This is a genomic window from Alteromonas sp. ABH4_456 (genome assembly GCF_056160645.1).
Map to the genome: position 1 here is coordinate 67073 of NZ_JBSWXO010000008.1, position 22550 is coordinate 89622.

Sequence of the window (22550 nt, forward strand, 5' to 3'; positions counted from 1 at the left end):
GTGACCATTCTTCCCGACATGCGCTGAGATGGCATGAAAACATGGCGGCTGAGGAGGCAGTCCGCCATGTACCGGCCAGAAAAAGGTTACGCATAACCTTTATATGGTCAATATAACCGATTGATTCGGTGATAATTTAAAGGATATGCTTGGTTCGCCGTCCTTACCTTCAGATTTCACTCTGGCCCCGGTCAACTTATCTTCTAACTCACTCAAGTCAGAAAAATCTGCGGGCAATTCAGACAAATCCAGTTCTGCCTGCACCTCTTTTTCACTGTAAAAATTACTGACACTTATCAAAATGTCATCATTGTTCCAGCGCGCAAAAGCAAATACTTTTGCGTCGGAAAGCTGGCCGTTTACCTTTAACGACTGGTGTAAAGACTGGTAGTTACCGGATATCACTGCCGGGGTTGAAACGGCAATATTCAGTACGGTTTTATAATAATCGCGCAGTGCCTGCTCTGCTTTGGTTGATTGTCCACCATCAAATTTGCCGTTGTTCATCCAACGCTGGTGAGCCGGCACCCCGATGTAATCGAAAATAGACGTTCTGGACGGCTGGCCGAATCCCGCGACTTCACTACCGTCTTCGCCATTTTCCTGACCAAAGTAAATCAAAACCGGAGACTCACTGATAAGCGCAGACACAACCAGAGCAGGTTTTCCTGACTCAGCATTTCCGGCAAACTCAGGACTGGCTATTCGTTGTTCATCATGGTTTTCAAGAAAATGAAGAAGATGCTGACGGATATCTCCGTATTGTTCCTGAATATCAGTCAGTTTTGCGACATCGCCATTATCCTGCATAACATCTTTAAGTGAGTCATAAAAATCCACCTTGTCATACAGGTAATCCATTTTACCCAACTGCAAATAGTCACGGTAAAGCGCTGGCTGATAGACTTCAGCAAGCAATACCGCATCCGCAGAAGTGTGCTTAATGTGACTGTTTAAATATGACCAGAACGCCACCGGCACCATTTCAGCCATATCATAGCGAAACCCGTCTACGCCCTTATCCAGCCAGTACTGTGTGATATCTTTAAACTTTACCCACGAATCCGGTACGACTTTATCAGACCAGTACAGATAGTGAGCCCGAGCCGGCGCAAAACGCAGTTCTTCCGGTACATCAGGGAATTCATGGTCACCCGACGGCGTAACACCGTAGTTAATTTTAACGGTTTCATACCAGTCGTTGACATCAGGTTTAGCATTACGGGAACCATTACCTGTCCAGCGGGCCGGTGATTCATCAAAATGACCGTCTGCCAGAGGATGTGCAGCACCACCTAACGGTTTTGTTGCGGGGGTGAAATCCGGTACCTCAAAAGGTTCTCCCGGGATATAGTAAAAATTATTATTTTTACTGTAGGTGACCGATGTGTCGTCGCGGGCGCCAAAGCTGCTTTGTGGTCTCACTACTGAATAGTACTGTCTGGCAACATGGTTAGGCACAATGTCAATCATGACCTTGAGGCCGGCTGCGTGAGTACGGGAGATCAGTGCTTCAAACTCCTCAAGCCGGCTCGCCGGATCATCTGCAAGATCCGGGTCCACATTGTAATAATCCCGCACTGCGTAAGGCGAACCGGCTCGTCCTTTAACTACATCCGGATCGTCCCCTGCAATGCCGTAAGCAGAATAATCCGTTACTGAAGCGTGATGGGGAACACCGGTATACCAGATCCAGTTTGCGCCAAGCGCGCTGATTTCATCCAGGGCCTTTTCTGAAAAGTCACTGAATTTACCTGACCCGTTTTCTTCGATGGTTCCCCAGGGCTTGTTGGTCGTGTTGGTGTTACCGAACAAACGGGTGAACACCTGATAAATTACCAGCTTTTCAGCGGTATCCTTTTTTGTATCGTTGGGCTTTAACCGGGTTGTTGTCATCGGGGCCTCAGGGTCTGTGTGACAGGCAACAACAAATAAACTGGAAGTAATAACACATATTAGTATGGCGGGAAGCCTGAAGGAAAGTAAAGTGGCTGACACGACAGCAAACTCCATGCATAAAAAAACCGAGCATAACGACCCGGTCTTTTTCAGCAACAAACATACGTATTCATAATTAAGCAGCGCGTGTTTTTTGCTCTTTTCCTGTCAATGTGGAAGGTACTGGTTTGTGGATTGAACCAAAGTTCGGAACATCTTCCAGCTCTTTCATAATTTTTCGGTAGAAACGATGCAGCGACGGTGAGATTTGATGGAAAAACTCTTCAGGAGATAAGCGGTACGCTGCACGCTTACCATGATATTCAATAACCTGACCAAGCTGATTGAACTCGATGCCCAGCATACGCAGACTTCTGGCCAGTTTCGGCTCCATCATAACGTATACATTTTCTACATCCCTCAGCACACAAATTGTTGCTGCAAAGAAATACAGTGCCAGTGTGAGATAAGGGAAATTTCGATCGGGTTTGGTTCTTTTGAAACCTTTGTCGAGTGACTTACCCGTCACCGGAGAAAGATTTGTATCGGTTTCGCGACGGCGAAAGCGTTTTGGAATGGCCAGGCGGGAAATTTCACACACCGAGTGGCGCGGCAAGCGGGTCGGACTGTTCTCATCCATCCGGATGGCATCTGCGCAATTTTGCTCTATTGGCAGTACCTGTCCGCTGTGCTGAGGCATAACCACGCGGATAGTACCGGCGCAATCTCCGGTGGCCTTGTGCTGTATATAACAACTGATCGCATATTCATCGAATTCGTCAAACTCCATTTTGGTTTGACGCACTTCCTCAAACCCCATTTCCTCGCAGTACACCTGATGGCGTGTACGAAAACAGGCTCTCTGATCTTTTTCTTCATTTGCCACAACAAGGGTAAAGTGCTCAAAGAAGTGATTGGCGGCTGCATCTATGGCTTTGTTCATCTGGCGCCTGACAAGAGGCTTTACCATATGTTTGACACCTGGTACTTGATGCACTTTTTTAAAAGCGTTTAACAAGCGACGTTTCACTCTGACTCCCAACGATTCGAAAGAGGATTTTTTATTCTATTAATGAGTCTTACTTGGTGCTTCCGTGACTAACCAAACAAACCACACCCGTGAGGTGTGAGAGTCACCCTGTGAGATCAGTTGAATAACGGATTATAATTATTAATGCCACAACTCAAATGCATACTAACAGCGTCAACTTTTATAGGTTTTTGTATTTTTTGTATAAACCCATTGCGTACTTTCTTAAACAAGTTTCAGACCACTTTATCAGGATCATCGAAAATAGTTGTGAACCTGCAATACTACCAAAGAGTATTAATAACATTTTTAAGTAAGACTTAAACTTCAGTTTTTTTACGCAAAATGAAAACTAATTTTATAACTCTATGATTTAATTTGTTATTAATTGTAACTGGCGAATCTAAACCTATGAAAAACCTGCCGAAATTTCATTCATCTCAGGCAAATTCATAAGCATAAATTAATTTAGTGGAAGGTGAGATATTTTTAGATCCCGTGTCACAAGATCCGGATCTGAGCGTAAGATCGTAAAAAACTCTGACACTTTCAAAGATATGGCTACCAGGGTGTAGCCATATGGAAACACCCTTTTACTAGACCTCAGTATTTCCCAGTCCGTAACTGGTTATTACGGTCCCGCGAAGCTCTTATTAGCTCGTCACCATGCTGATAACGACTTTTTGCAAGCCGGTCATAAAGCACGACATTCGCTGTCGCAGCCAGATTCATACAACCTGTCGTTGGCACATAAACAACATCATCGGCCCGCGCGACCAGACTGGCAGGCACGGAACCGTCCTCGGGCCCGAATATATAAAATGCGTTAGCCGGGTGCTGATATTCTGGTAGCGGAATTGCTCCTTCAACCAGTTCAATTACAACAACCTTTGCGCCTTCGGGAATGACCTGTTGCAAATCAGGAACAGCCTCAACGGGTATTTGTTTATGAACGTCTTTGGTGTCCGCATAGAACTCTCTGGCCCGGGTATACCGTTCACCAGTGTAATACACTGCGCTGGCATTAAAACAACCCGCGCCACGGAGCACTGAAGCCACATTCACCGGACTTTTCGGATTAACCAGACCGATATATGAAAGTTTTGATGATGACATTAAGTACCCCGCTGGAAAAACCGCGGCAGTATCGCAAAAAGCAATCCGCTTAACCAGCAGGCAAAGAAAAAATATTTACCGTTATGCTGCGAGCATTTTACGGGAGGATAATAGCCGTCTGGCCATCCTTCTTCCCTGCGCATAGCCAAGTAGTAATTTACGCTTATCCATCGTGAGACGTTTTACACAAAACCCGGCATCCGGTGCAATTACGGTGATTTTACAATCGTCAGGAGGATTATTCAGAAAGGCCAGCGTCTCATTATACATGCGCGCCCTTTGAAGCATGGTTTCGAGCAAAGCAGGCTGATGACCGTAGAGCTTTGTCAGTAGCCAGGCGTTTTTCACTTCAGGCTTGGAAAATCCCGCAGGCTGTGACAGCACCACGGTAATGTCTCTGGCTCCCATCCCGTAGGCATGTTTAACCGGTATTGAATCCCCTACTCCACCGTCTACGTAAGGTACGCCATCGATAACCGGTTGTTCCCTGAACGCTGTAGGTATTGCACATGATGCTACCATCAGTGTGTCAACGGTGTCCGGTGTGGCCAGGTGATATTCACATTTGCCGGTTTGTGTATTTGTCACACCTACGTAGAGAGGAATTGCACTTTGTTCACCTGGTACAGGTATACCTAAAACCGTTTTCGCGTGATGCCATAACCAGTGGACATCTGTCATGTGCCCCCCCTTTATAAAACGAAGGGGACTGAAAAATTCGGCTTTCGTTGCAAACTCAGTAATGATTTTCTTACTCAGACCCTGTGCACCGGACACATAGGTAGAAAGATTTGTTGCACCTGCAGAAACACCGATGGCGAAATCAAATCCGTAGTGTTTTTCTTCCATGAATTTGTCGAGCACACCCGCGGCAAAGATTCCGCGCATTGCCCCGCCTTCGACTACCAGTGCTGATTTAATCCCGCTCATTTTTTTATTCCTGTCTTTCACTCTCTATCTGGTATGACCAGCATATATTGTACCAATCGTGCAGAGATTCCATGTCTAATGAAATGAACAAATAAAACAAAAGCTTAACAGGAAAACTGCAGACTAAAACACTAGCGGGATGTGCACCAGTTTGTGATGTTTCCCCGATATCAGGGAAATATTATCCGGGCAGAGTAAATATTGCAGACGGGAAAAATCGATGGCTGTAATTAAAAAAACCGTCTGCACTGACGTACAGACGGCTTATTCACCGGTTATCGGCTAAAAAGCGATCAGAAGGTGTAGTTGAAACCTAACAGGTAGTTAGCACCATAGGCCTGATACAGCAGGACCTGACGGCTGTCAGTTCCCGATGTCTGAATATCGTCTTCGTCGGTCAGGTTTTGAGCCTGTAATGTGACACGCAGGCCTTCCAGCGATTCAATACCAGACTCACTGAAGTCATAGCCTATCTGTGCGTCGATGAAGGTACCACCCTGATTGGTGGTATCAGACAATGCCAGACTCAGACCACGGGCTTCTGTAAGATAATCAGACCGTTTGGTACCGGCAACCCGCACTTCGAAACCGCTGTTTTCATAGAAAACAGTCAGGCTGTAGTTTTCATCGGATAATCCCGGGATCCGTGTTTCACCACCCTCACCGGCGGCGTCAGCATGGCCGTCCATGAATGTGGCACTGGCAAACACACCAAAACCGGACAGTGCATCAGCAATAAGATCACCCGGTAGACTCATCTGGATCTCATAACCGCGGACCAGACCTTCAAAGCCGTCCTGAGGCTTGGTTTTATAGCCTTCGAACAACACCGGAGCTAATGCAGCTTCATCCTGGGTATGGTGAATTTCCGGAATGTAGTCCTGAGTAAAGTCAGACAATAATCCGTTCTCACGATGCCAGTTTTTAATGTCTTTAAAGAAATACGACAAGGCTACGTAACCTGTATCAGCAAAATAATTCTCGTAGGACAAGTCGAACTGATTTGCTTCGTAAGGACGCAACTCAGGGTTTCCGGAGCTGCCACCCCATGGTCCGTTCTCAACATTATTGGAAAGAATATTGGTGTTGTTATAAGAGAAAGTCACCTGAGTATTCGGACGCATATCATCCATACGCGGACGGGTCAGAACCTTACTTAATCCCATTCTCAAAAATTGACCTTCGGCAAATTCTGCGCTGAGGTTCAGAGTCGGCAATACATCGGTGTAATCGGTTCCACCCGTAACAGGCACAGCTTCCACCAGACCATCCTGATTAACAGAAGTACTGAAGCCCAGAGAACTTTGATCGGCACGCACAACCTGAACACCCACATTACCGCGTATGTAGATATCGTCTACAGAGGTATCAATATCCAGTTTACCGTACAATGTGGTGAGTTTTTCATTCACGGTGTATGTATCACCCAGACGACCGGCATCAACCAGTTTTGCGTCTGTAGCAATATAATATCCGCTGTCATACAAGCCAATAGAATCGTACGCCAGCACACCATTGATGCCTATGAAATCAAGGGAGACAACACCAAGTACTTCAGGAATAGCTGCGTCACCAGGATAAGACGGAGCAGTCAGATAAGCGCCGTTATTTACCTTAGATTTTTCACGGTCAGAATACACCACGCCGACTTCCAGACCGGAGAAAATTCCCCACTCCACAAAACCTTCAGTAGAAAGGCGGAAAGAATCAAGGCTCTCTTCAAATACAGGCTGGTTCACAAAACCATCCTGGGCGTCACCACCAACAATGGGAGCACCCCATGTTTGCGGTCCTGCCAGTGTGATCAGGCTTGCGTCGGTTAAATCAACAGGCGCGATTTCAGGATGATCTGAATACATTACGCCAGTGGATGTCATTTCCCACGAACGTGCTGTCATGGGACGTCCGTCAGTACCGGTACGGCCCACACCGGAGTAACTTTCTACGTCAGTAATGGTTTTATCGACACTGCCGGTTGAAATGTCTGCAGTGATACTCCAGTCATTATTGAGCATGTACTCGACATTCAAACCAAAGGTTTTCAGCTCAGCTTCCTGCCGGCGTACATCATTGCGTACCACACTGTAGAACCCATCGTAATAGCCCGAAGACACCAGGCCATCTTCAACGCCAGTAATCGTGTAGTCACCGGTTCCCCACTCTGCGCCACCTTCTTCAACACCGCGACGGGCATCATCTTCGAGGAAGTCGATATACAGTGCGTCGAACTGAATATTTAATTGATCCTGCGGAGCCCATTGAATTACAGCAGCGACAGAATCACGGTTCATCATGGCAGAACGGGCAAAGGAGTCATGACCGCCAAGAACCAGTGTGCCTTCCGGCACATCAACACCGCTGGCCGCTTTATCCGGATTCGCATCAGCATAACCCCAGCCACGGAACTGTTGTTCCTGGCGTGGAGATTCCATGGTCGCAACCGTAAGCGCAACACCTAACGTATTATCAAGAAATTGATCAACGAAGTTAAAAGACAAACGGTGTCCCTGATTATCAAAATCAGGGTTCGCAGCATCTTCTTTGTTCTTTTCTAATGTACCGTTGAGGGTAACAGTACTTTCTGCAGATAACGGCTTAACGGTTTGCAAATCAATAGAACCGCCAATGTTTTGCGTAGTCATGCCGGCTTCAGGTGTTTTATACACCAGAATGTTAGAAATGATTTCTGTCGGATAAAGGTCGAATTCAACACCACGGTTGTCACCCATACCTAACAATTCACGACCGTTGAGAGATGTACCTACATAGTTCTCGTTAAAACCGCGGACTGAAATACCGCTGGTACGTCCGTTACGACGTTCACCCGCAAGACCGGGCAAACGGGACAATGATTCTGCAATACTGGTGTCAGGCAGTTTACCGATATCTTCTGCTGACAACGCTTCAACGATAGAGGTGCTGTCCATCTTGATAGCCTGAGCACGCTGAAGGCTTCCGCGGATCCCTGAAACCTGGATAACTTCTACATTATCTTCCGCCTGTGTGTCGTCAGATTGTGCGAATACGGGTACAGAGGTAAGGGATAATCCGGTGGCGATCATCGCCATTTGAATTAAATTTGGTTTAAATTGTGTCATCAATCTTTCCCTAAGGTTATGCGGGCAATCTGTTATCGCGGCGGTAACATACCGCCAGAATGGGCTGCCGGTACGCTGGTTGGGGCCCGCCGCGAAACAGTTCCTGAGAACGCCATTAGTTATTTTTATTACCGTTAAATGACAATTCTTTGTGTCGCGTGCATCCTATCGGGAAGATAAAAATTGCTCAATCATCTGCATACGTATTCATAAAACAATTAAAACAATAACTTAACATTGTAGTAATGCCGGTGGAGAGGCAACAGGTTGACCGGCTGTCTCTCAAAACCTTTTAAAATAGAGGACTGTATCGATTAAGTTTATTGACGCGAATGTGATATCTGAGAGGACTTGTTTTAATAGATGTAAAAACGGTATGCCTGTAAGAGGAACAGCCGGCAAATTCGATTCACCGGCCATTTATTCTATTGAGATTTAGCAAGTTGATTCAGTTTATCTATCAGTTGGGTTTCGGCTTCAATTTCCTGCATCTGACTGTATGCCGCATCTGCCCGCTTGATCCCTTCCTCAGCACGTTGACTTGCACCGGAAGAAGAATCCGATAAGGCTGCTAATTCGCTGCTTAAACTTACCGATCCAGACTCAATTTCCTGTAGCAATCCGTTAATACTGTCGATAGCAGAGGATATCCCGTCTATAGACGCAGAGACTTCGTTGATCGTATCGCCGGTTTCTTTGAGACTCGACTGGGTACGCTGACTGAGCGCCCTGACTTCGTCAGCCACAACGGCAAAACCACGCCCTGCTTCACCTGCACGTGCAGCCTCAATCGCAGCATTTAACGCCAGCAAGTTAGTTTGTTCAGCAATACCGCTGATAGACTGAATAATGTTTACAATCTTCTCTGCACTTTCACGGAGCCTGTCCATACCACCAGATAATTCAGATCGTTCATGCTCCTGACGGGCAATTTGTTGCATGAAGAAATCAAATTGTTTTCCAAGATCTAACTGACGGTTAGCTGAATCACTGGCCTGAGATGCAACAAACTTTAACTGTCCGGTTGATTCTTTGAGTAAGGGATGAAATTTCTCAGTCTGCTCAATTAACTTGCTCTGCAACATATTGATATTGCTCATACTGATAAGTTTTGCCTGCATGTGATAATTTGAAAATGCGGCCAGGTGAAACGGGAAATTGGTAACATATTCATCAAAATAGGACTGTTGCTCATCATGTTTGAAGAAACCGATGGCGGTTACCGTCTGATTCTGGTGTAAGCCCAGATATTCACCAAATGTGGAAAAACCTGACACAACCACCTGATCAAAAGTACCAATCCCGCTTAAATTATCCGGATTGTTTAACCGCCTTAAAATACAGTCATTGGCAATCAGCGCCACAGGTTTTCCGTTTTTTCCTCTCAGAAAATTATCAAAGTCCCGCTGCAAAGATTGTTTAAAATCTGTGGCCTTAACCAGTTGTAAGTATTCGCCAAACCCCATGTCGCTGAAGAAACGGATGCTGCCATCATCGTTGATTGAAGCTACTGAGCGAATATAAATACTCTTGTCGATATCAATACCGAATGAGTGACTGGTCAGTTTGCTGTCCAGTTCTCCGGCAGTACATTTAAAATGCCGTGCTAATGCATCAACTGGTGTGCGCAGCGACATATCTTTATCAAGTACTGAATGCAGGGTTCGGGTTAGCGGGTCAAATTTAGCTACAGTAAAACCCGTACCTGTAGTTACAAAATTATGGCTTTTCATGATCCCGTAACGGTAATTTCGGGATAACTTACAAAATGTGAGTAAAACTTGATTTGATTTTATTTCTCCGTTAAGGGCAATGTCAGCCTGTTTAAAATCCAGCTTTCCCCCTGCACTACCCCCTATGAAGAAACAGGGGAACCGCTTCACTTTGTACAAAGCCTGAGTGAAAAAATCCTCACTGGCTGTTATGCCGTCAAAATAGGTCAAGGCAAAGGTGTCCCTGCTACCTATATCAAAAGGTACATTTACTTTGGCTAACTCTGAAGCGATGCGTTTAACCCGCTCAGCAGGTGGCATTACCGGCTTACCCTTTTTAATATCATCACTGTATAGAGGAACGCTGTGAATACTGATTTGACTAATCAGCGCAGAAGAAAAACTATGTATAACAATGTTGTCCCACCGCGCCGGAGCAGGATGGTAAAGTGTCGTACCGCCACCTAACTCACCTGAAGTCATGATTGTGATGACATGTTTACAGAAGCTGGCGGATTGGGTTATCTGTCTGCTTACAGATGCAAAATCAAGGTGGGGAGAGACAAAAGCAATAATCAGCGCCGTGCCTTCATCGAATGCCAGCTCTCTGAGAAATGATTCAGAAATTTGATTACTTTGCAGACTTTTAGAACGGGTCAGTACTGACGATGTAACCTGAGTAGTGGTGGTTTTCTTCTTTCCAAAAAACATAGGCTTCCCTCAATTCATCATGAACAGGCTGGATATAGCGATAACTATAGTTCACGATACAGGATCAGAAAGAGTAACCATTGATTTATATTAAAAAAGCCCGCTATCAGCGGGCTTTATAATCATCTAAAAGCAAGGCTTACCAGCCAGTCTGCTCGCGCAGTGCTTTACCGATGTCAGCCAGTGAACGAACAGTCTTAACGCCTGCTGCTTCAAGGGCTGCGAATTTATCGTCTGCGGTACCTTTACCACCTGCGATAATTGCACCAGCGTGGCCCATGCGCTTACCCGGAGGAGCAGTAACACCTGCGATGTAAGAAACAACCGGCTTAGTTACGTTTTCTTTGATAAACGCAGCAGCTTCTTCTTCAGCAGTACCACCGATTTCACCGATCATAACAATCGCTTCAGTCTGTGGATCATCCTGGAACATTTTCAAAATGTCGATGAAGTTAGAACCCGGGATTGGGTCACCACCGATACCAACACAGGTAGACTGGCCGAAACCTTCGTCAGTAGTTTGTTTAACCGCTTCGTACGTCAGCGTACCAGAGCGGGAAACAATACCTACTTTACCAGGCTTGTGGATGTGACCAGGCATGATACCAATCTTACACTCACCCGGAGTGATAACACCCGGACAGTTAGGACCGATCATGCGAACGCCTTTCGCATTTACGTATTCTTTAACGTAAAGCATGTCCAGCGTAGGAATACCTTCAGTGATACAAACGATCAGCTCAATGCCAGCATCAGCCGCTTCAACGATTGAATCTTTACAGAAAGGTGCTGGTACGTAGATAACAGATGCCGTTGCGCCTGTCGCTTCTACCGCGTCACGTACAGTGTTGAATACTGGCAGACCTAAGTGCTCAGTACCACCTTTGCCTGGCGTTACACCGCCAACCATTTGCGTACCGTAAGCGATTGCCTGTTCAGAGTGGAAAGTACCCTGACCACCAGTGAAACCCTGACAGATTACTTTGGTATCTTTATTAATTAAAACTGACATTATTTGCCCTCCGCTGCAGCAACAACTTTTTCTGCTGCATCAGTCAGCGATTCAGCAGCGATGATATCCAGACCTGAGTTCGCCAGAACGTCACGGCCAAGATCAGCATTTGTACCTTCAAGACGTACAACAACCGGTACTTCAACGCCTACTTCTTTTACTGCGCCGATGATACCTTCAGCGATCATGTCACAACGCACGATACCACCGAAGATGTTAACCAGTACTGCTTTAACATTGCTGTCAGACAGAATGATTTTGAATGCTTCAGCAACACGCTCTTTCGTCGCGCCACCACCAACATCCAGGAAGTTTGCAGGCTTACCGCCGTGCAGGTTTACGATGTCCATGGTACCCATGGCCAGACCTGCACCGTTAACCATACAGCCAACGTTACCGTCAAGTGCAACATAGTTCAGCTCGAAAGACGCAGCGTGTGCTTCACGGGCATCTTCCTGTGAAGGATCGTGCATTTCTTTCACTTTCTTCTGACGATACAGTGCGTTACCGTCTACACCCAGTTTGGCGTCAAGGCAGTGCAGGTTACCGTCAGTTTTGATTACCAGCGGGTTGATTTCGATCAGCGCCAGGTCAAGGTCTTCGAACATTTTCGCCAGACCCAGGAAGATTTGCGTAAATTGTTTTACTTGTACGCCTTCCAGACCCAGTTTGAATGCCATTTCACGTGCCTGATAAGGCTGAGGACCAACGATTGGGTCGATTTCAGCTTTCAGGATTTTTTCAGGCGTTTCTTCTGCAACGGTCTCGATTTCAACACCGCCTTCAGTAGATGCCATGAAAACAACGCGACGTGTACCACGGTCAACAACCGCACCTAAGTACAATTCGTTTGCGATATCAGTGCAAGATTCAACTAAGATTTTGCTTACTGGCTGACCTTTCTCATCAGTTTGGAAAGTTACCAGGTTCTTGCCAAGCCACTTCTCTGCAAATGCGCGAATGTCTTCTTTATCTTTTACAAGTTTAACGCCGCCCGCTTTACCGCGACCACCGGCATGTACCTGACATTTCACAACCCACTCGTCACCGCCGATGCGGTCGGCCGCTTCTACAGCACCTTCTGGTGTGTCTGATGCGTATCCTTCAGAAACAGGTAAACCGTATTCTTTGAATAGCTGCTTACCTTGGTATTCATGCAAATTCATGGTGTTTCTATCCGATTTTTAGTAAGACAAAAGTCGCTTATGCGACTTGATTAGTATGACCGGCCTCATTCTTCGAAACCAGCGCTGTGACAGGCAGCAACGGGTTACTGCCTGCACACAATGACTACCTGAAAACTTATACGTCCAGTAACAGACGTGTTGGATCTTCAAGCATTTCCTTCACAGTAACCAGGAAGCCAACTGACTCTTTACCATCGATAATGCGGTGGTCATAAGACAGGGCCAGGTACATCATAGGAAGAATTTCTACTTTGCCATTCACTGCCATTGGACGTTCCTGGATCTTGTGCATACCCAGAATCGCGCTTTGTGGCGGGTTAATGATTGGCGTAGACAACAGAGAACCGAACACACCACCGTTAGTAATGGTGAAGTTACCGCCCTGCAGATCAGCCATTGACAGTTTACCGTCACGACCTTTCAGAGCCAGATCTTTGATGCCTTTTTCAATACCTGCCATGCCCAGATTGTCAGTGTCTTTCAGCACTGGCGTTACCAGACCACGCGGGGTTGAAACCGCGATAGAGATATCAAAATAGTTGTGGTAGCAAATGTCATCACCGTCAAGAGATGCATTTACTTCAGGGAAACGTTTCAACGCTTCAGTGACTGCTTTCACGTAGAAAGACATGAAACCAAGACGAATGCCGTGACGCTTCTCGAAGCTGTCCTGATACTGCTTACGCAGATCCATGATTGGCTTCATGTTCACTTCGTTGAAGGTTGTCAGCATCGCAGTCGAGTTTTTCGCTTCCAGCAGACGGGTAGCGATTGTTTTACGAAGACGTGTCATAGGAACACGTTTTTCGCTGCGGTCACCAACAGGCAGGTTAGCTGCCGGTTCAGCCGCTGTAGCTGCTGCTTTAGGTGCTGCACTACCGCCTTTCAGATACTGTTCAACGTCTTCTTTGGTGATACGACCGTTTTTGCCGGTACCTTTTACTTTAGACGCATCAACGCCTTTTTCAGCAAGTAAACGACGAACAGACGGGCTTAACGCATCGCCCTCATCGCTGTCGTCAGCTTCTTCAGTCGCTGCAGGAGACGCTTTACCGGAAGCTGCACCTTCAACAAACTTAGCAATCACTTCTTCAGCCGTTACTGTAGCACCTTCTTCTGCCAGAATTTCTGCCAGAGAACCATCTGCAGGTGCAACAACTTCAAGAACCACTTTATCGGTTTCGATGTCAACCAGGTTCTGGTCGCGACTAACTGCTTCACCCACAGCAACATGCCATGTAGCAATGGTTGCATCAGCAACTGATTCAGGCAGTACCGGTACTGTTACATCGCTGGTTTTGCCGGAAGCTGCTGGTGCGGCTTCTTTAGATTCAGCTTTAGCTTCAGAAGATTTGCTTTCTGATTTAGCCGGTGCTTCACCGCCTTCGCTCAGCTTCGCAATCACTTGCTCACCTAATACAGTCGCGCCTTCTTCGTTCAGGATTTCTCCAATAACACCGTCAGCAGGTGCTACTACTTCCAGAACCACTTTATCGGTCTCAATATCAACCAGGTTTTGATCGCGCTTAACTGCATCACCGGCTTTAACATGCCAAGTTGCAATGGTCGCATCGGCAACTGATTCAGGCAGAACCGGAACTTTTATATCAATTGTCATCACTGTTCCTTTATTTAATCGTGAGTGCGTCTTCAACCAGGGCTTTCTGTTGCTGGTTGTGAACGGATAGATAGCCTACGGCAGGAGAAGCCGATGCTTCACGTCCCGCATATGATAATTTTGCACCATCAGGGATGGCTTGCCAGAAGTGATGCTGGCTGCTGTACCAGGCGCCCTGATTTTGAGGCTCTTCCTGACACCATACCCAATCTTTAACATGGCTGTATTCTGCAACAATTTTTGCTGCTTCTTCCTGAGGGAACGGATACAACTGTTCAAGACGGATGATAGCCACATCGGTCTGTTCATTCTTACGACGCTGGTCAAGCAGATCGTAGTACACTTTACCTGAACACATCACCACGCGTTTCACGCCAGCCGGATCGATATCATCAATCTCACCGATAACGTTCTTAAACACGCCTTCAGACAGTTCTTCTAAAGAAGAGATAGCCAGCGGGTGACGCAGTAATGACTTAGGTGACATGACAATCAGAGGCTTACGCATTGGACGTACAACCTGACGACGAATCATATTGAACACCTGAGCCGGCGTAGAAGGGATACATACCTGCCAGTTGTGGTCAGCACACAATTGCAGGAAACGTTCGAGACGTGCAGAACTATGTTCCGGCCCCTGCCCTTCGTAACCGTGTGGAAGTAACACAGTCAGACCACACAGACGGCCCCACTTCGCTTCACCTGAACTTAAGAACTGGTCAAAGACAACCTGAGCGCCGTTAGCAAAGTCACCGAACTGCGCTTCCCAGATAGTCAGCGTACCGGGTTCCGCGGTAGCAAAGCCGTATTCGAACGCCATAACAGCTTCTTCTGATAATACAGAATCGAAGATTTCGATTTCACCCTGACCTTCACGGATATTCTGTAAAGGCATAAAGGTTGAAGCATCAGTTTGGTTGTGCAGAACAGCATGACGGTGGAAGAAGGTACCACGACCTGAGTCCTGACCGGTCATACGGATGCTGCTACCATCGTCAACAATCGATGCGTACGCCAGGTTTTCAGCCATCCCCCAGTCAAGAGGTTTCTCACCGGATGCCATGGCCTTACGGTCCTGATAGACCTTATTTACACGTGAATGCAGTTTGAAGTCTTCCGGATAACTACTGATGCTTTCAGCAAGAGACTTCAGTTTTTCGATAGACAAACTGCCATCGTAAGGTGCATCCCAATCGTGACCAATATACGGAGTCCAGTCTACAGAATGCTCTGTCATCGGACGCCATTCTTCTACCACACAAGCACCATGATCTAATGCTGCACGGTATTCTTCAATGAAACGTTCAGCATCACGACTTTCAATTGTACCCTCAGCAATTAATTGGTCAGCATAGATCTGACGGGGAACAGGATGCTTTTTAATTTTTTGATACATCAATGGCTGAGTCGCGTTCGGCTCATCAGACTCATTGTGACCATGACGACGGTAACAAACCAGATCGATAACCACGTCTTTTTTGAATTTATTACGATACTCAAGGGCCAGTTTAGTCACAAACATCACCGCTTCAGGATCGTCAGAATTCACGTGGAAAATAGGCGCCTGAACCATCTTCGCAATGTCAGTACAATACTGAGTCGAACGGGTATCTTCAGTCTTGGACGTTGTGAAACCAACCTGGTTGTTGATTACGATACGCACTGTACCGCCCACAGCGAAACCACGTGTCTGAGACATGTTAAAGGTTTCCTGCACAACACCCTGACCGGCAATCGCAGAGTCACCGTGAATGGTAATTGGCAGCACTTTATTGAAATCGTCATTGCGGCGGTCAATACGTGCACGTACAGAGCCCATAACTACCGGGTTAACAATTTCAAGGTGAGACGGGTTAAACGCCAGCGCCAGGTGAACATTACCGCCGGGCGTTGCGAAGTCTGAAGAGAAACCTGCGTGATACTTAACGTCACCGGAACCCAACGTGTTGTCATGTTTTCCGGAGAACTCGTCGAACAAAACAGACGGGTTTTTACCCAGCACATTAATAAGTACGTTCAGACGGCCACGGTGAGCCATACCGATTACCACTTCTTTAGTGCCAACGGTTCCGGCTTCAGTAATAAGGCCTTTAAGCATAGGAACCAGTGCATCACCACCTTCCAGTGAGAAGCGCTTGGCACCCGGGAATTTTGCACCCAGGTATTTTTCCATACCATCAGCAGCTGTCAGCCCTTTAAGGATAGCAAGCTTCTCTTCTTTAGAGATTTGCGGGCTGGCTTCTACAGATTCTATGCGTTGTTGTAACCAGCGCTTCTGCTCAGTATCGGTAATGTGCATGTATTCTGCACCGATAGATTCGCAGTAAGTGCGGTTAAGAGATTTAAACAGGTCACGTAGCGACATGCTGTCCTGACCGATAGCATACGAACCGACATTAAAGTTAACGTCGAGGTCTGCATCTGTCAGAGAGTGATGAGAGAGATCCAAATCGCGGGCTTTAGTTTGTTTCCAAAGTCCAAGCGGGTCGAGATTTGCATTCTGGTGACCACGAAAACGATACGCGTTAATCAGCTGAAGAACTTTAACCTGACGGTCATCTGAAGGAGCGGAGCCTTCCTGACTGGCAGATGAAGACATCCTGGCTGTTGGTCCAAGGGCAGCGAGCTGCCTGAATTGATTACGAATTGACGTATGGTTGCTTTCCAGTTCTACGCCGTCAACTTTCGGTAGGGTATCGAACACTTGACGCCATGTATCTGAAACGCTTTGTGGATTGTCGATGTACATTTCGTACAGCTCTTCCACATAGGCAGCATTGGCGCCCGCCATATGCGAGGAATCCCACCACGCTTTCATCACGCTTTCTTGCATTATTGTGCCTTGCTACGTTTAGGAAATATTCTTTAACACGGTGTTATATTATGACGGTTATTTTCATAAGAACCAATAGTTATGATCATATTGTGAATAAAAACCAACCGTTTATGCCGTATATATAAAAAAATAGCCATCCTCGATGGATGGCCATTTAGCTAATTACAATCTGAAACTAAAAAAGTGACAGAAATTTGTACTAAACAGCCCGTTGTAAAAGCATCGACTTAATCTGGCCGATAGCTTTTGTCGGGTTCAATCCTTTCGGACATACACTGACACAGTTCATGATACCGTGGCAGCGGAAGACGCTGAATGCATCATCCAGGTCGTTGAGTCGCTCTTCGGTAGCGGTGTCACGGCTATCGATTAAGAAACGATAAGCATGAAGCAGACCAGCAGGGCCGATGAACTTGTCAGGGTTCCACCAGAACGACGGACAAGACGTTGAACAACAAGCACATAGAATACACTCGTACAGGCCATCCAGTTTTGCGCGGTCTTCAGGCGACTGCAGATGTTCACGTGCAGGCGGCTGCTTACTGTCGTTAATCAGGAACGGTTTAATTTTCTCGTACTGGTTGTAGAACTGCGTCATGTCAACAACCAGGTCACGCACTACCGGCAAACCTGGCAGTGGGCGGATAACAATTTTACCTTTACCCAGAGCAGATAATGGTGTGATACATGCCAGGCCATTCTTGCCATTCATGTTCATACCATCTGAACCACATACACCTTCACGGCATGAGCGGCGGAAAGACAGCGTAGGATCCTGTTCTTTAAGAAGCAGCAGTGCATCCAGCACCATCATATCCTGGCCTTCTTCCACTTCCATTTTGTAGTCTTGCATCTTAGGTGCGTCGTCTACGTCAGGGTTGTAGCGATAAACTGAAAAATGTAATTGCATGATACTTGCCTCTCTTAATACGAACGCACTTTAGGCGGGAATGCTTCCCGTAACTTTGGCGCCATATTGACGTCACGTTTCAACATAGACTCGGTTTGCGGCCGATAGATGCTGTGGCATAACCAGTTCTCATCGTCACGGTCCGGGAAGTCGAAACGGCTGTGTGCACCACGACTTTCCGTACGGAAGTTCGCAGCCACTGCAGTGCTGTATGCTGTCTCCATGAGGTTATCAAGCTCAAGACACTCAATACGCTGGGTATTAAAGTCAGAACTCTTATCATCAAGACGGGCGTGTTGCAGGCGTTCTCTGATTTCTTTAAGTTGTTGTAAACCTTCAGCCATTGCATCACCTTCACGGAATACCGAGAAGTTAAGTTGCATACATTGCTGCAGGTCCTTTTTAATTTGAACCGGATCTTCACCCTTGCCTTTTTCAGAAGACTCCCATCGATTGAAGCGGGCCATAGCCGCATCAAGATCAGATTGAGAAGCATCACGGGCAGGCGCGATTTCAGACAGTTTTTCACCCAGGTGCAGACCGGTCGCACGACCGAACACCACGAGATCAAGCAGTGAGTTACCACCCAGGCGGTTTGCACCGTGTACAGATACACAAGCAATCTCACCACAGGCGAATAAACCATTTACTACGGAGTCGTTACCGTTTTCATCAACAGTCAGACACTGGCCATGAACGTTGGTTGGAATACCACCCATCATATAGTGACAAGTCGGGATTACCGGAATTGGTTCTTTGACCGGATCAACGTGAGCAAATGTACGTGACAGCTCAAGGATACCTGGCAGTCGTGACTCAAGTACGTCTTTACCCAGGTGGTCAAGCTTCAATTTAATGTGAGTACCCCAGGGGCCTTCGCAACCACGACCTTCACGGATTTCAGTCATCATTGAACGGGCAACAACGTCACGACCGGCAAGGTCTTTCGCGTTAGGAGCATAACGTTCCATGAAACGTTCGCCGTCTTTATTAAGCAGGTAACCACCTTCACCACGACAACCTTCGGTTACCAGCGTACCGGCACCGGCAATACCTGTCGGGTGGAACTGCCACATTTCCATATCCTGTACGGAAACACCGGCACGCAGTGCCATACCAACACCGTCACCGGTATTGATGTGAGCATTAGTAGTAGAAGCGTAAATACGACCAGCACCACCGGTAGCCAGTACAACAGCACGTGACTTAAAGTAAACCACTTCACCGGTTTCAATGTCGATAGCAGTACAACCTACTACATCGCCGTCCTGGTTCTTAACCAGATCCAGTGCGTACCACTCAGAAAATACTTTCGTTTTGTTTTTCACGTTCTGTTGATACAGAAGGTGAAGCAGCGCGTGACCAGTACGGTCGGCAGCAGCCGCCGTACGTGCGCCCTGCTCGCCACCGAAGTTTTTCGACTGACCACCGAAAGGACGCTGATAAATTTTACCATTCTCGAAACGTGAGAAAGGCAGACCCATGTTTTCCATTTCAATAATGGCTTCAGGACCGGTTTTACACATATATTCAATGGCGTCCTGGTCACCGATATAATCGGAACCTTTTACCGTGTCATACATGTGCCATTCCCAGTTATCTTCATGGGAGTTACCCAGCGCTACGGTGATACCACCCTGCGCAGATACGGTGTGAGAACGGGTAGGAAAAACCTTAGATAATAAGGCGCAGGATTTACCTGACTGAGAAATTTGCAATGCGGCACGCATACCCGCACCGCCTGCGCCGATTACAACGGCGTCAAATTCATGTACTGGTAGATTCATATCAGATACTCCACAAAACAAACAGGCCAACAAGAACGTATACAAACGCAATCAGGTTCAATACGAACTGGATAACAGCACGCAGGCCGGGCGCTTTAACGTAATCGGTAAGAACTTGCCACAGACCAACACGAACGTGAAACATAACAGCAACCAGTGTTGCAAATGTGAAGACCTTCATGCCTAAGCCAGTAAACAGACCACGCCATATTTCATAGCTGAGTTCATCGGTGGTGATGAAGAACCACACCATGAAAAATGAAAATGCGGTGATGATTGCGGCGGTTGTGCGCAGTGTAACGTAATCTTGTACACCGTCGCGCTTAATGCTTGCCTGGTTAGTTACCATAGTGCGACTCCCAAAACGACAGTAAGAACAACCCACAGTGCGATGATTGCACGGGCGCTGTTATTACCTGACTCTAATTCTTCCCAGTGACCCATATCCATAATAACGTGACGGATACCGCCAAGAATGTGATACGTAAGTGCGGAAGCTGTACCGATAGCAATCAGTTTTCCAATTACTCCGTCCATGATTGTTTGCACGTTAGCAAAGCCGTCTGGTGATGAAACAGAAACTGCCCATGCCCAGATAACAAATAAAAGTGCGAAAAACATGGCTACGCCGGTGACGCGGTGGAGAATTGAAGAAACAGCAGAGGGAGGAAATTTAATTGTCTTGAGGTCTAAATTTACTGGTCTTTGCTTTTTCACAATTTATGCCTGTTTAATCCGTAGGGATATGAATTACCCGCTGTTTTTATGTCCTGACAGAGTAATTCGGTTGTTTACCTGTTAATAGTCTCGTCCAATGAGTTGTTAACAATTTGTGAAGTATTTATTGCTTTATTAACAAGGCAGTAGTGCCTCGTTTCAAGCACGCCTGAGTATATCCAGCGCATTGTACAATTACAATTTTTTGTACCCTATTAGGACTTTAGTCGTATAACTTCTGAACACCGGATGGCGGGGTGTATGATGAGAGCGTTACTTTTGCTTATCGAAGCAAGCGCAAGTGCAGCAGGCAATCTACACTCAACACCTATGGCGTCGCGTATTAATATAACACACCTGAAATTCTATGCATTTAGATGAAACAGATGTAATCCATGGAAATTTCACATGATTGTTAATCTGTCATGAAGAAACCATTTCTTTTCACTTCAATTACAACTTATTTTTTAGTGCGTAAATAAAATAAACATAAGTTGTAATACAGTTTCGATATAACTTTTAATAACTTGGAATATTTATTATACAATTTTGCAATTAAATTGACTTTTAGCTGCATAATAAAGTAAAACTACGCCACTTTTTCCAACTAACTCGTTTAGTTTTTAAGCGAGAACGTTGCCAAAGAACCATTCTGAGGAGAGCATTTATGGCAGATCAGAAGGCCATTCTGAAAGCCGGTGATAAAGAGATCGAACTACCGATTTTGTCCGGCACCGAGGGTCAAGATGTAATTGATGTACGTTCACTGGGTGCACACGGATATTTCACGTTCGACCCCGGTTTCATGGCGACAGGCTCTTGCGAGTCTGCAATTACGTATATCGATGGCGCGGCTGGTGTATTACTGCACCGTGGTTACCCTATCGAAGAGCTGGCACGTGATGCGTCCTACCTCGAAGTGTGCTACATGCTGTTAAACGGCGAAGCACCAACTAAAGAAGAATATGAAGATTTCCGTGCGACAATTACCCGTCACACAATGGTTCATGAACAAATCAACATGTTCTTCCACGGTTTCCGTAATGATGCCCACCCGATGGCCATGCTTTGCGGCACTGTAGGTGCGATGTCTTCTTTCTACCACAGTGACCTGGACGTTTCTAACCCTGAAGAGCGTATGCGCAGTGCACACCGCTTAATCGCGAAAATGCCTACGCTGGTAGCTATGTGTTACAAGTACAACATCGGTCAGCCGTTTGTTTACCCGCGTAACGACTTAAGCTACGCTGCAAACTTCCTGAATATGATGTTCTCAGTCCCTGCTGAAGAATACAAAATCAGTCCTGCCGTTGAACTGGCTATGGACCGTATTTTCACGCTTCACGCTGACCACGAACAAAACGCTTCTACGTCTACTGTCCGTCTGGCAGGTTCTTCAGGTGCTAACCCTTATGCGTGTATCGCTGCCGGTGTCGCATCTCTGTGGGGCCCTGCGCACGGTGGTGCAAACGAAGCATGTCTGACAATGCTGGAAGAAATCGGCAGCGTGGACCGTATTCCTGAGTATATCGCACGCGCGAAAGATAAGAGCGATCCTTTCCGTCTGATGGGCTTCGGTCACCGTGTTTACAAAAACCACGACCCGCGCGCCACAGTAATGCGTGAAAGCTGTCACGAAGTACTGAAAGAGCTGAATGTACAGGATCCATTACTCGATGTAGCAATGGAACTGGAAAAAATCGCCCTTAACGACCCGTACTTCGCTGAGAAGAAACTGTTCCCGAACGTTGATTTCTACTCAGGCATTATCTTAAAAGCGATTGGTATTCCTACCAACATGTTCACGTGTATCTTTGCTCTGTCCCGTACAGTTGGCTGGATTTCACACTGGCATGAAATGATGAGCGATCCAAAGCAAAAAATCGGTCGTCCACGTCAGATGTATACAGGTTACAACCAACGTAAATTCTCACCGCTGAAAAAGTAA

The 22550-nt window shown here is 46.5% G+C and carries 15 protein-coding genes; 1 reads left to right on the forward strand and 14 read right to left on the reverse strand.

The annotated features are described in order from the left end of the window. Nucleotides 1–99: 99 nt before the first annotated feature. From ACXAG2_RS13315 to sdhC, 14 genes are all read right to left on the reverse strand, one after another. Nucleotides 100–1896: an alpha-amylase family protein gene (locus ACXAG2_RS13315; RefSeq protein ID WP_474867737.1), complete on the reverse strand. Its 1797-nt coding sequence runs from the start codon at nt 1894–1896 to the stop codon at nt 100–102. A gap of 178 nt (nt 1897–2074) precedes the next feature. After that, a complete protein-coding gene (locus tag ACXAG2_RS13320; protein ID WP_474867740.1) occupies nt 2075–2908 on the reverse strand; it encodes a PEP-CTERM/exosortase system-associated acyltransferase in 834 nt (277 codons plus the stop codon). Between the two features lie 663 nt (nt 2909–3571). Continuing rightward, on the reverse strand, nt 3572–4084 hold the full coding sequence (locus ACXAG2_RS13325; RefSeq protein WP_474867742.1) for an RNA methyltransferase: 513 nt from the start codon (nt 4082–4084) through the stop codon (nt 3572–3574). A gap of 81 nt (nt 4085–4165) precedes the next feature. Further along, nucleotides 4166–5005, reverse strand: coding sequence for a patatin-like phospholipase family protein (locus tag ACXAG2_RS13330; RefSeq protein ID WP_474867905.1), 840 nt, complete (start codon nt 5003–5005; stop codon nt 4166–4168). A gap of 302 nt (nt 5006–5307) precedes the next feature. Further along, nucleotides 5308–8112 carry a TonB-dependent receptor gene (locus ACXAG2_RS13335; protein ID WP_474867744.1) on the reverse strand — a complete coding sequence of 935 codons (2805 nt, stop codon included), beginning with the start codon at nt 8110–8112 and terminating at the stop codon, nt 5308–5310. 425 nt (nt 8113–8537) lie between these two features. Next, the gene (locus tag ACXAG2_RS13340) at nt 8538–10535 is read right to left on the reverse strand and encodes a methyl-accepting chemotaxis protein (protein ID WP_474867746.1); all 1998 of its coding nucleotides are present in this window, start codon (nt 10533–10535) and stop codon (nt 8538–8540) included. Nucleotides 10536–10674: 139 nt separating this feature from the next. Beyond that, nucleotides 10675–11547 (reverse strand): succinate--CoA ligase subunit alpha, encoded by an 873-nt coding sequence (sucD, locus tag ACXAG2_RS13345; protein WP_070124076.1) that lies wholly within the window; start codon nt 11545–11547, stop codon nt 10675–10677. Further along, a complete protein-coding gene (gene sucC, locus ACXAG2_RS13350) occupies nt 11547–12713 on the reverse strand; it encodes an ADP-forming succinate--CoA ligase subunit beta (RefSeq protein WP_070124077.1) in 1167 nt (388 codons plus the stop codon). Before sucC ends, sucD begins: the two co-directional genes overlap by 1 nt. Before the next feature lie 136 nt (nt 12714–12849). Continuing rightward, entirely contained in the window at nt 12850–14352 is a 1503-nt protein-coding gene (odhB, locus tag ACXAG2_RS13355; RefSeq protein ID WP_474867748.1) for a 2-oxoglutarate dehydrogenase complex dihydrolipoyllysine-residue succinyltransferase, read from the reverse strand. A 10-nt stretch (nt 14353–14362) separates the two neighbouring features. Continuing rightward, nucleotides 14363–17185 (reverse strand): 2-oxoglutarate dehydrogenase E1 component, encoded by a 2823-nt coding sequence (locus tag ACXAG2_RS13360; RefSeq protein ID WP_474845850.1) that lies wholly within the window; start codon nt 17183–17185, stop codon nt 14363–14365. A gap of 202 nt (nt 17186–17387) precedes the next feature. Then, on the reverse strand, nt 17388–18098 hold the full coding sequence (locus tag ACXAG2_RS13365) for a succinate dehydrogenase iron-sulfur subunit (RefSeq protein ID WP_119501256.1): 711 nt from the start codon (nt 18096–18098) through the stop codon (nt 17388–17390). A gap of 14 nt (nt 18099–18112) precedes the next feature. After that, a complete protein-coding gene (gene sdhA, locus ACXAG2_RS13370) occupies nt 18113–19885 on the reverse strand; it encodes a succinate dehydrogenase flavoprotein subunit (RefSeq protein ID WP_303574205.1) in 1773 nt (590 codons plus the stop codon). Nucleotide 19886: 1 nt separating this feature from the next. After that, nucleotides 19887–20234 (reverse strand): succinate dehydrogenase, hydrophobic membrane anchor protein, encoded by a 348-nt coding sequence (gene sdhD / locus ACXAG2_RS13375; protein ID WP_119501254.1) that lies wholly within the window; start codon nt 20232–20234, stop codon nt 19887–19889. Then, on the reverse strand, nt 20228–20602 hold the full coding sequence (sdhC, locus tag ACXAG2_RS13380) for a succinate dehydrogenase, cytochrome b556 subunit (protein WP_119501253.1): 375 nt from the start codon (nt 20600–20602) through the stop codon (nt 20228–20230). The genes sdhD and sdhC overlap by 7 nt, the downstream gene beginning before the upstream one ends. 667 nt (nt 20603–21269) lie before the next feature. Here sdhC and ACXAG2_RS13385 point away from each other — a divergent pair. Further along, nucleotides 21270–22550, forward strand: a complete 1281-nt coding sequence (locus tag ACXAG2_RS13385) for a citrate synthase (protein ID WP_474867751.1) — start codon at nt 21270–21272, stop codon at nt 22548–22550.

Coding starts and splice junctions, on each gene's coding strand:
- sdhD (WP_119501254.1), bottom strand. CDS start 20,234: ATGGTAACTAACCAGGCAAGCATTAAGCGCGACGGTGTACAAGATTAC.
- ACXAG2_RS13360 (WP_474845850.1), bottom strand. CDS start 17,185: ATGCAAGAAAGCGTGATGAAAGCGTGGTGGGATTCCTCGCATATGGCG.
- sdhA (WP_303574205.1), bottom strand. CDS start 19,885: ATGAATCTACCAGTACATGAATTTGACGCCGTTGTAATCGGCGCAGGC.
- ACXAG2_RS13385 (WP_474867751.1), top strand. CDS start 21,270: ATGGCAGATCAGAAGGCCATTCTGAAAGCCGGTGATAAAGAGATCGAA.
- sucC (WP_070124077.1), bottom strand. CDS start 12,713: ATGAATTTGCATGAATACCAAGGTAAGCAGCTATTCAAAGAATACGGT.
- ACXAG2_RS13340 (WP_474867746.1), bottom strand. CDS start 10,535: ATGTTTTTTGGAAAGAAGAAAACCACCACTACTCAGGTTACATCGTCA.
- sucD (WP_070124076.1), bottom strand. CDS start 11,547: ATGTCAGTTTTAATTAATAAAGATACCAAAGTAATCTGTCAGGGTTTC.
- ACXAG2_RS13320 (WP_474867740.1), bottom strand. CDS start 2,908: ATGGTAAAGCCTCTTGTCAGGCGCCAGATGAACAAAGCCATAGATGCA.
- ACXAG2_RS13335 (WP_474867744.1), bottom strand. CDS start 8,112: ATGACACAATTTAAACCAAATTTAATTCAAATGGCGATGATCGCCACC.
- ACXAG2_RS13325 (WP_474867742.1), bottom strand. CDS start 4,084: ATGTCATCATCAAAACTTTCATATATCGGTCTGGTTAATCCGAAAAGT.
- ACXAG2_RS13315 (WP_474867737.1), bottom strand. CDS start 1,896: ATGACAACAACCCGGTTAAAGCCCAACGATACAAAAAAGGATACCGCT.
- odhB (WP_474867748.1), bottom strand. CDS start 14,352: ATGACAATTGATATAAAAGTTCCGGTTCTGCCTGAATCAGTTGCCGAT.
- ACXAG2_RS13365 (WP_119501256.1), bottom strand. CDS start 18,098: ATGCAATTACATTTTTCAGTTTATCGCTACAACCCTGACGTAGACGAC.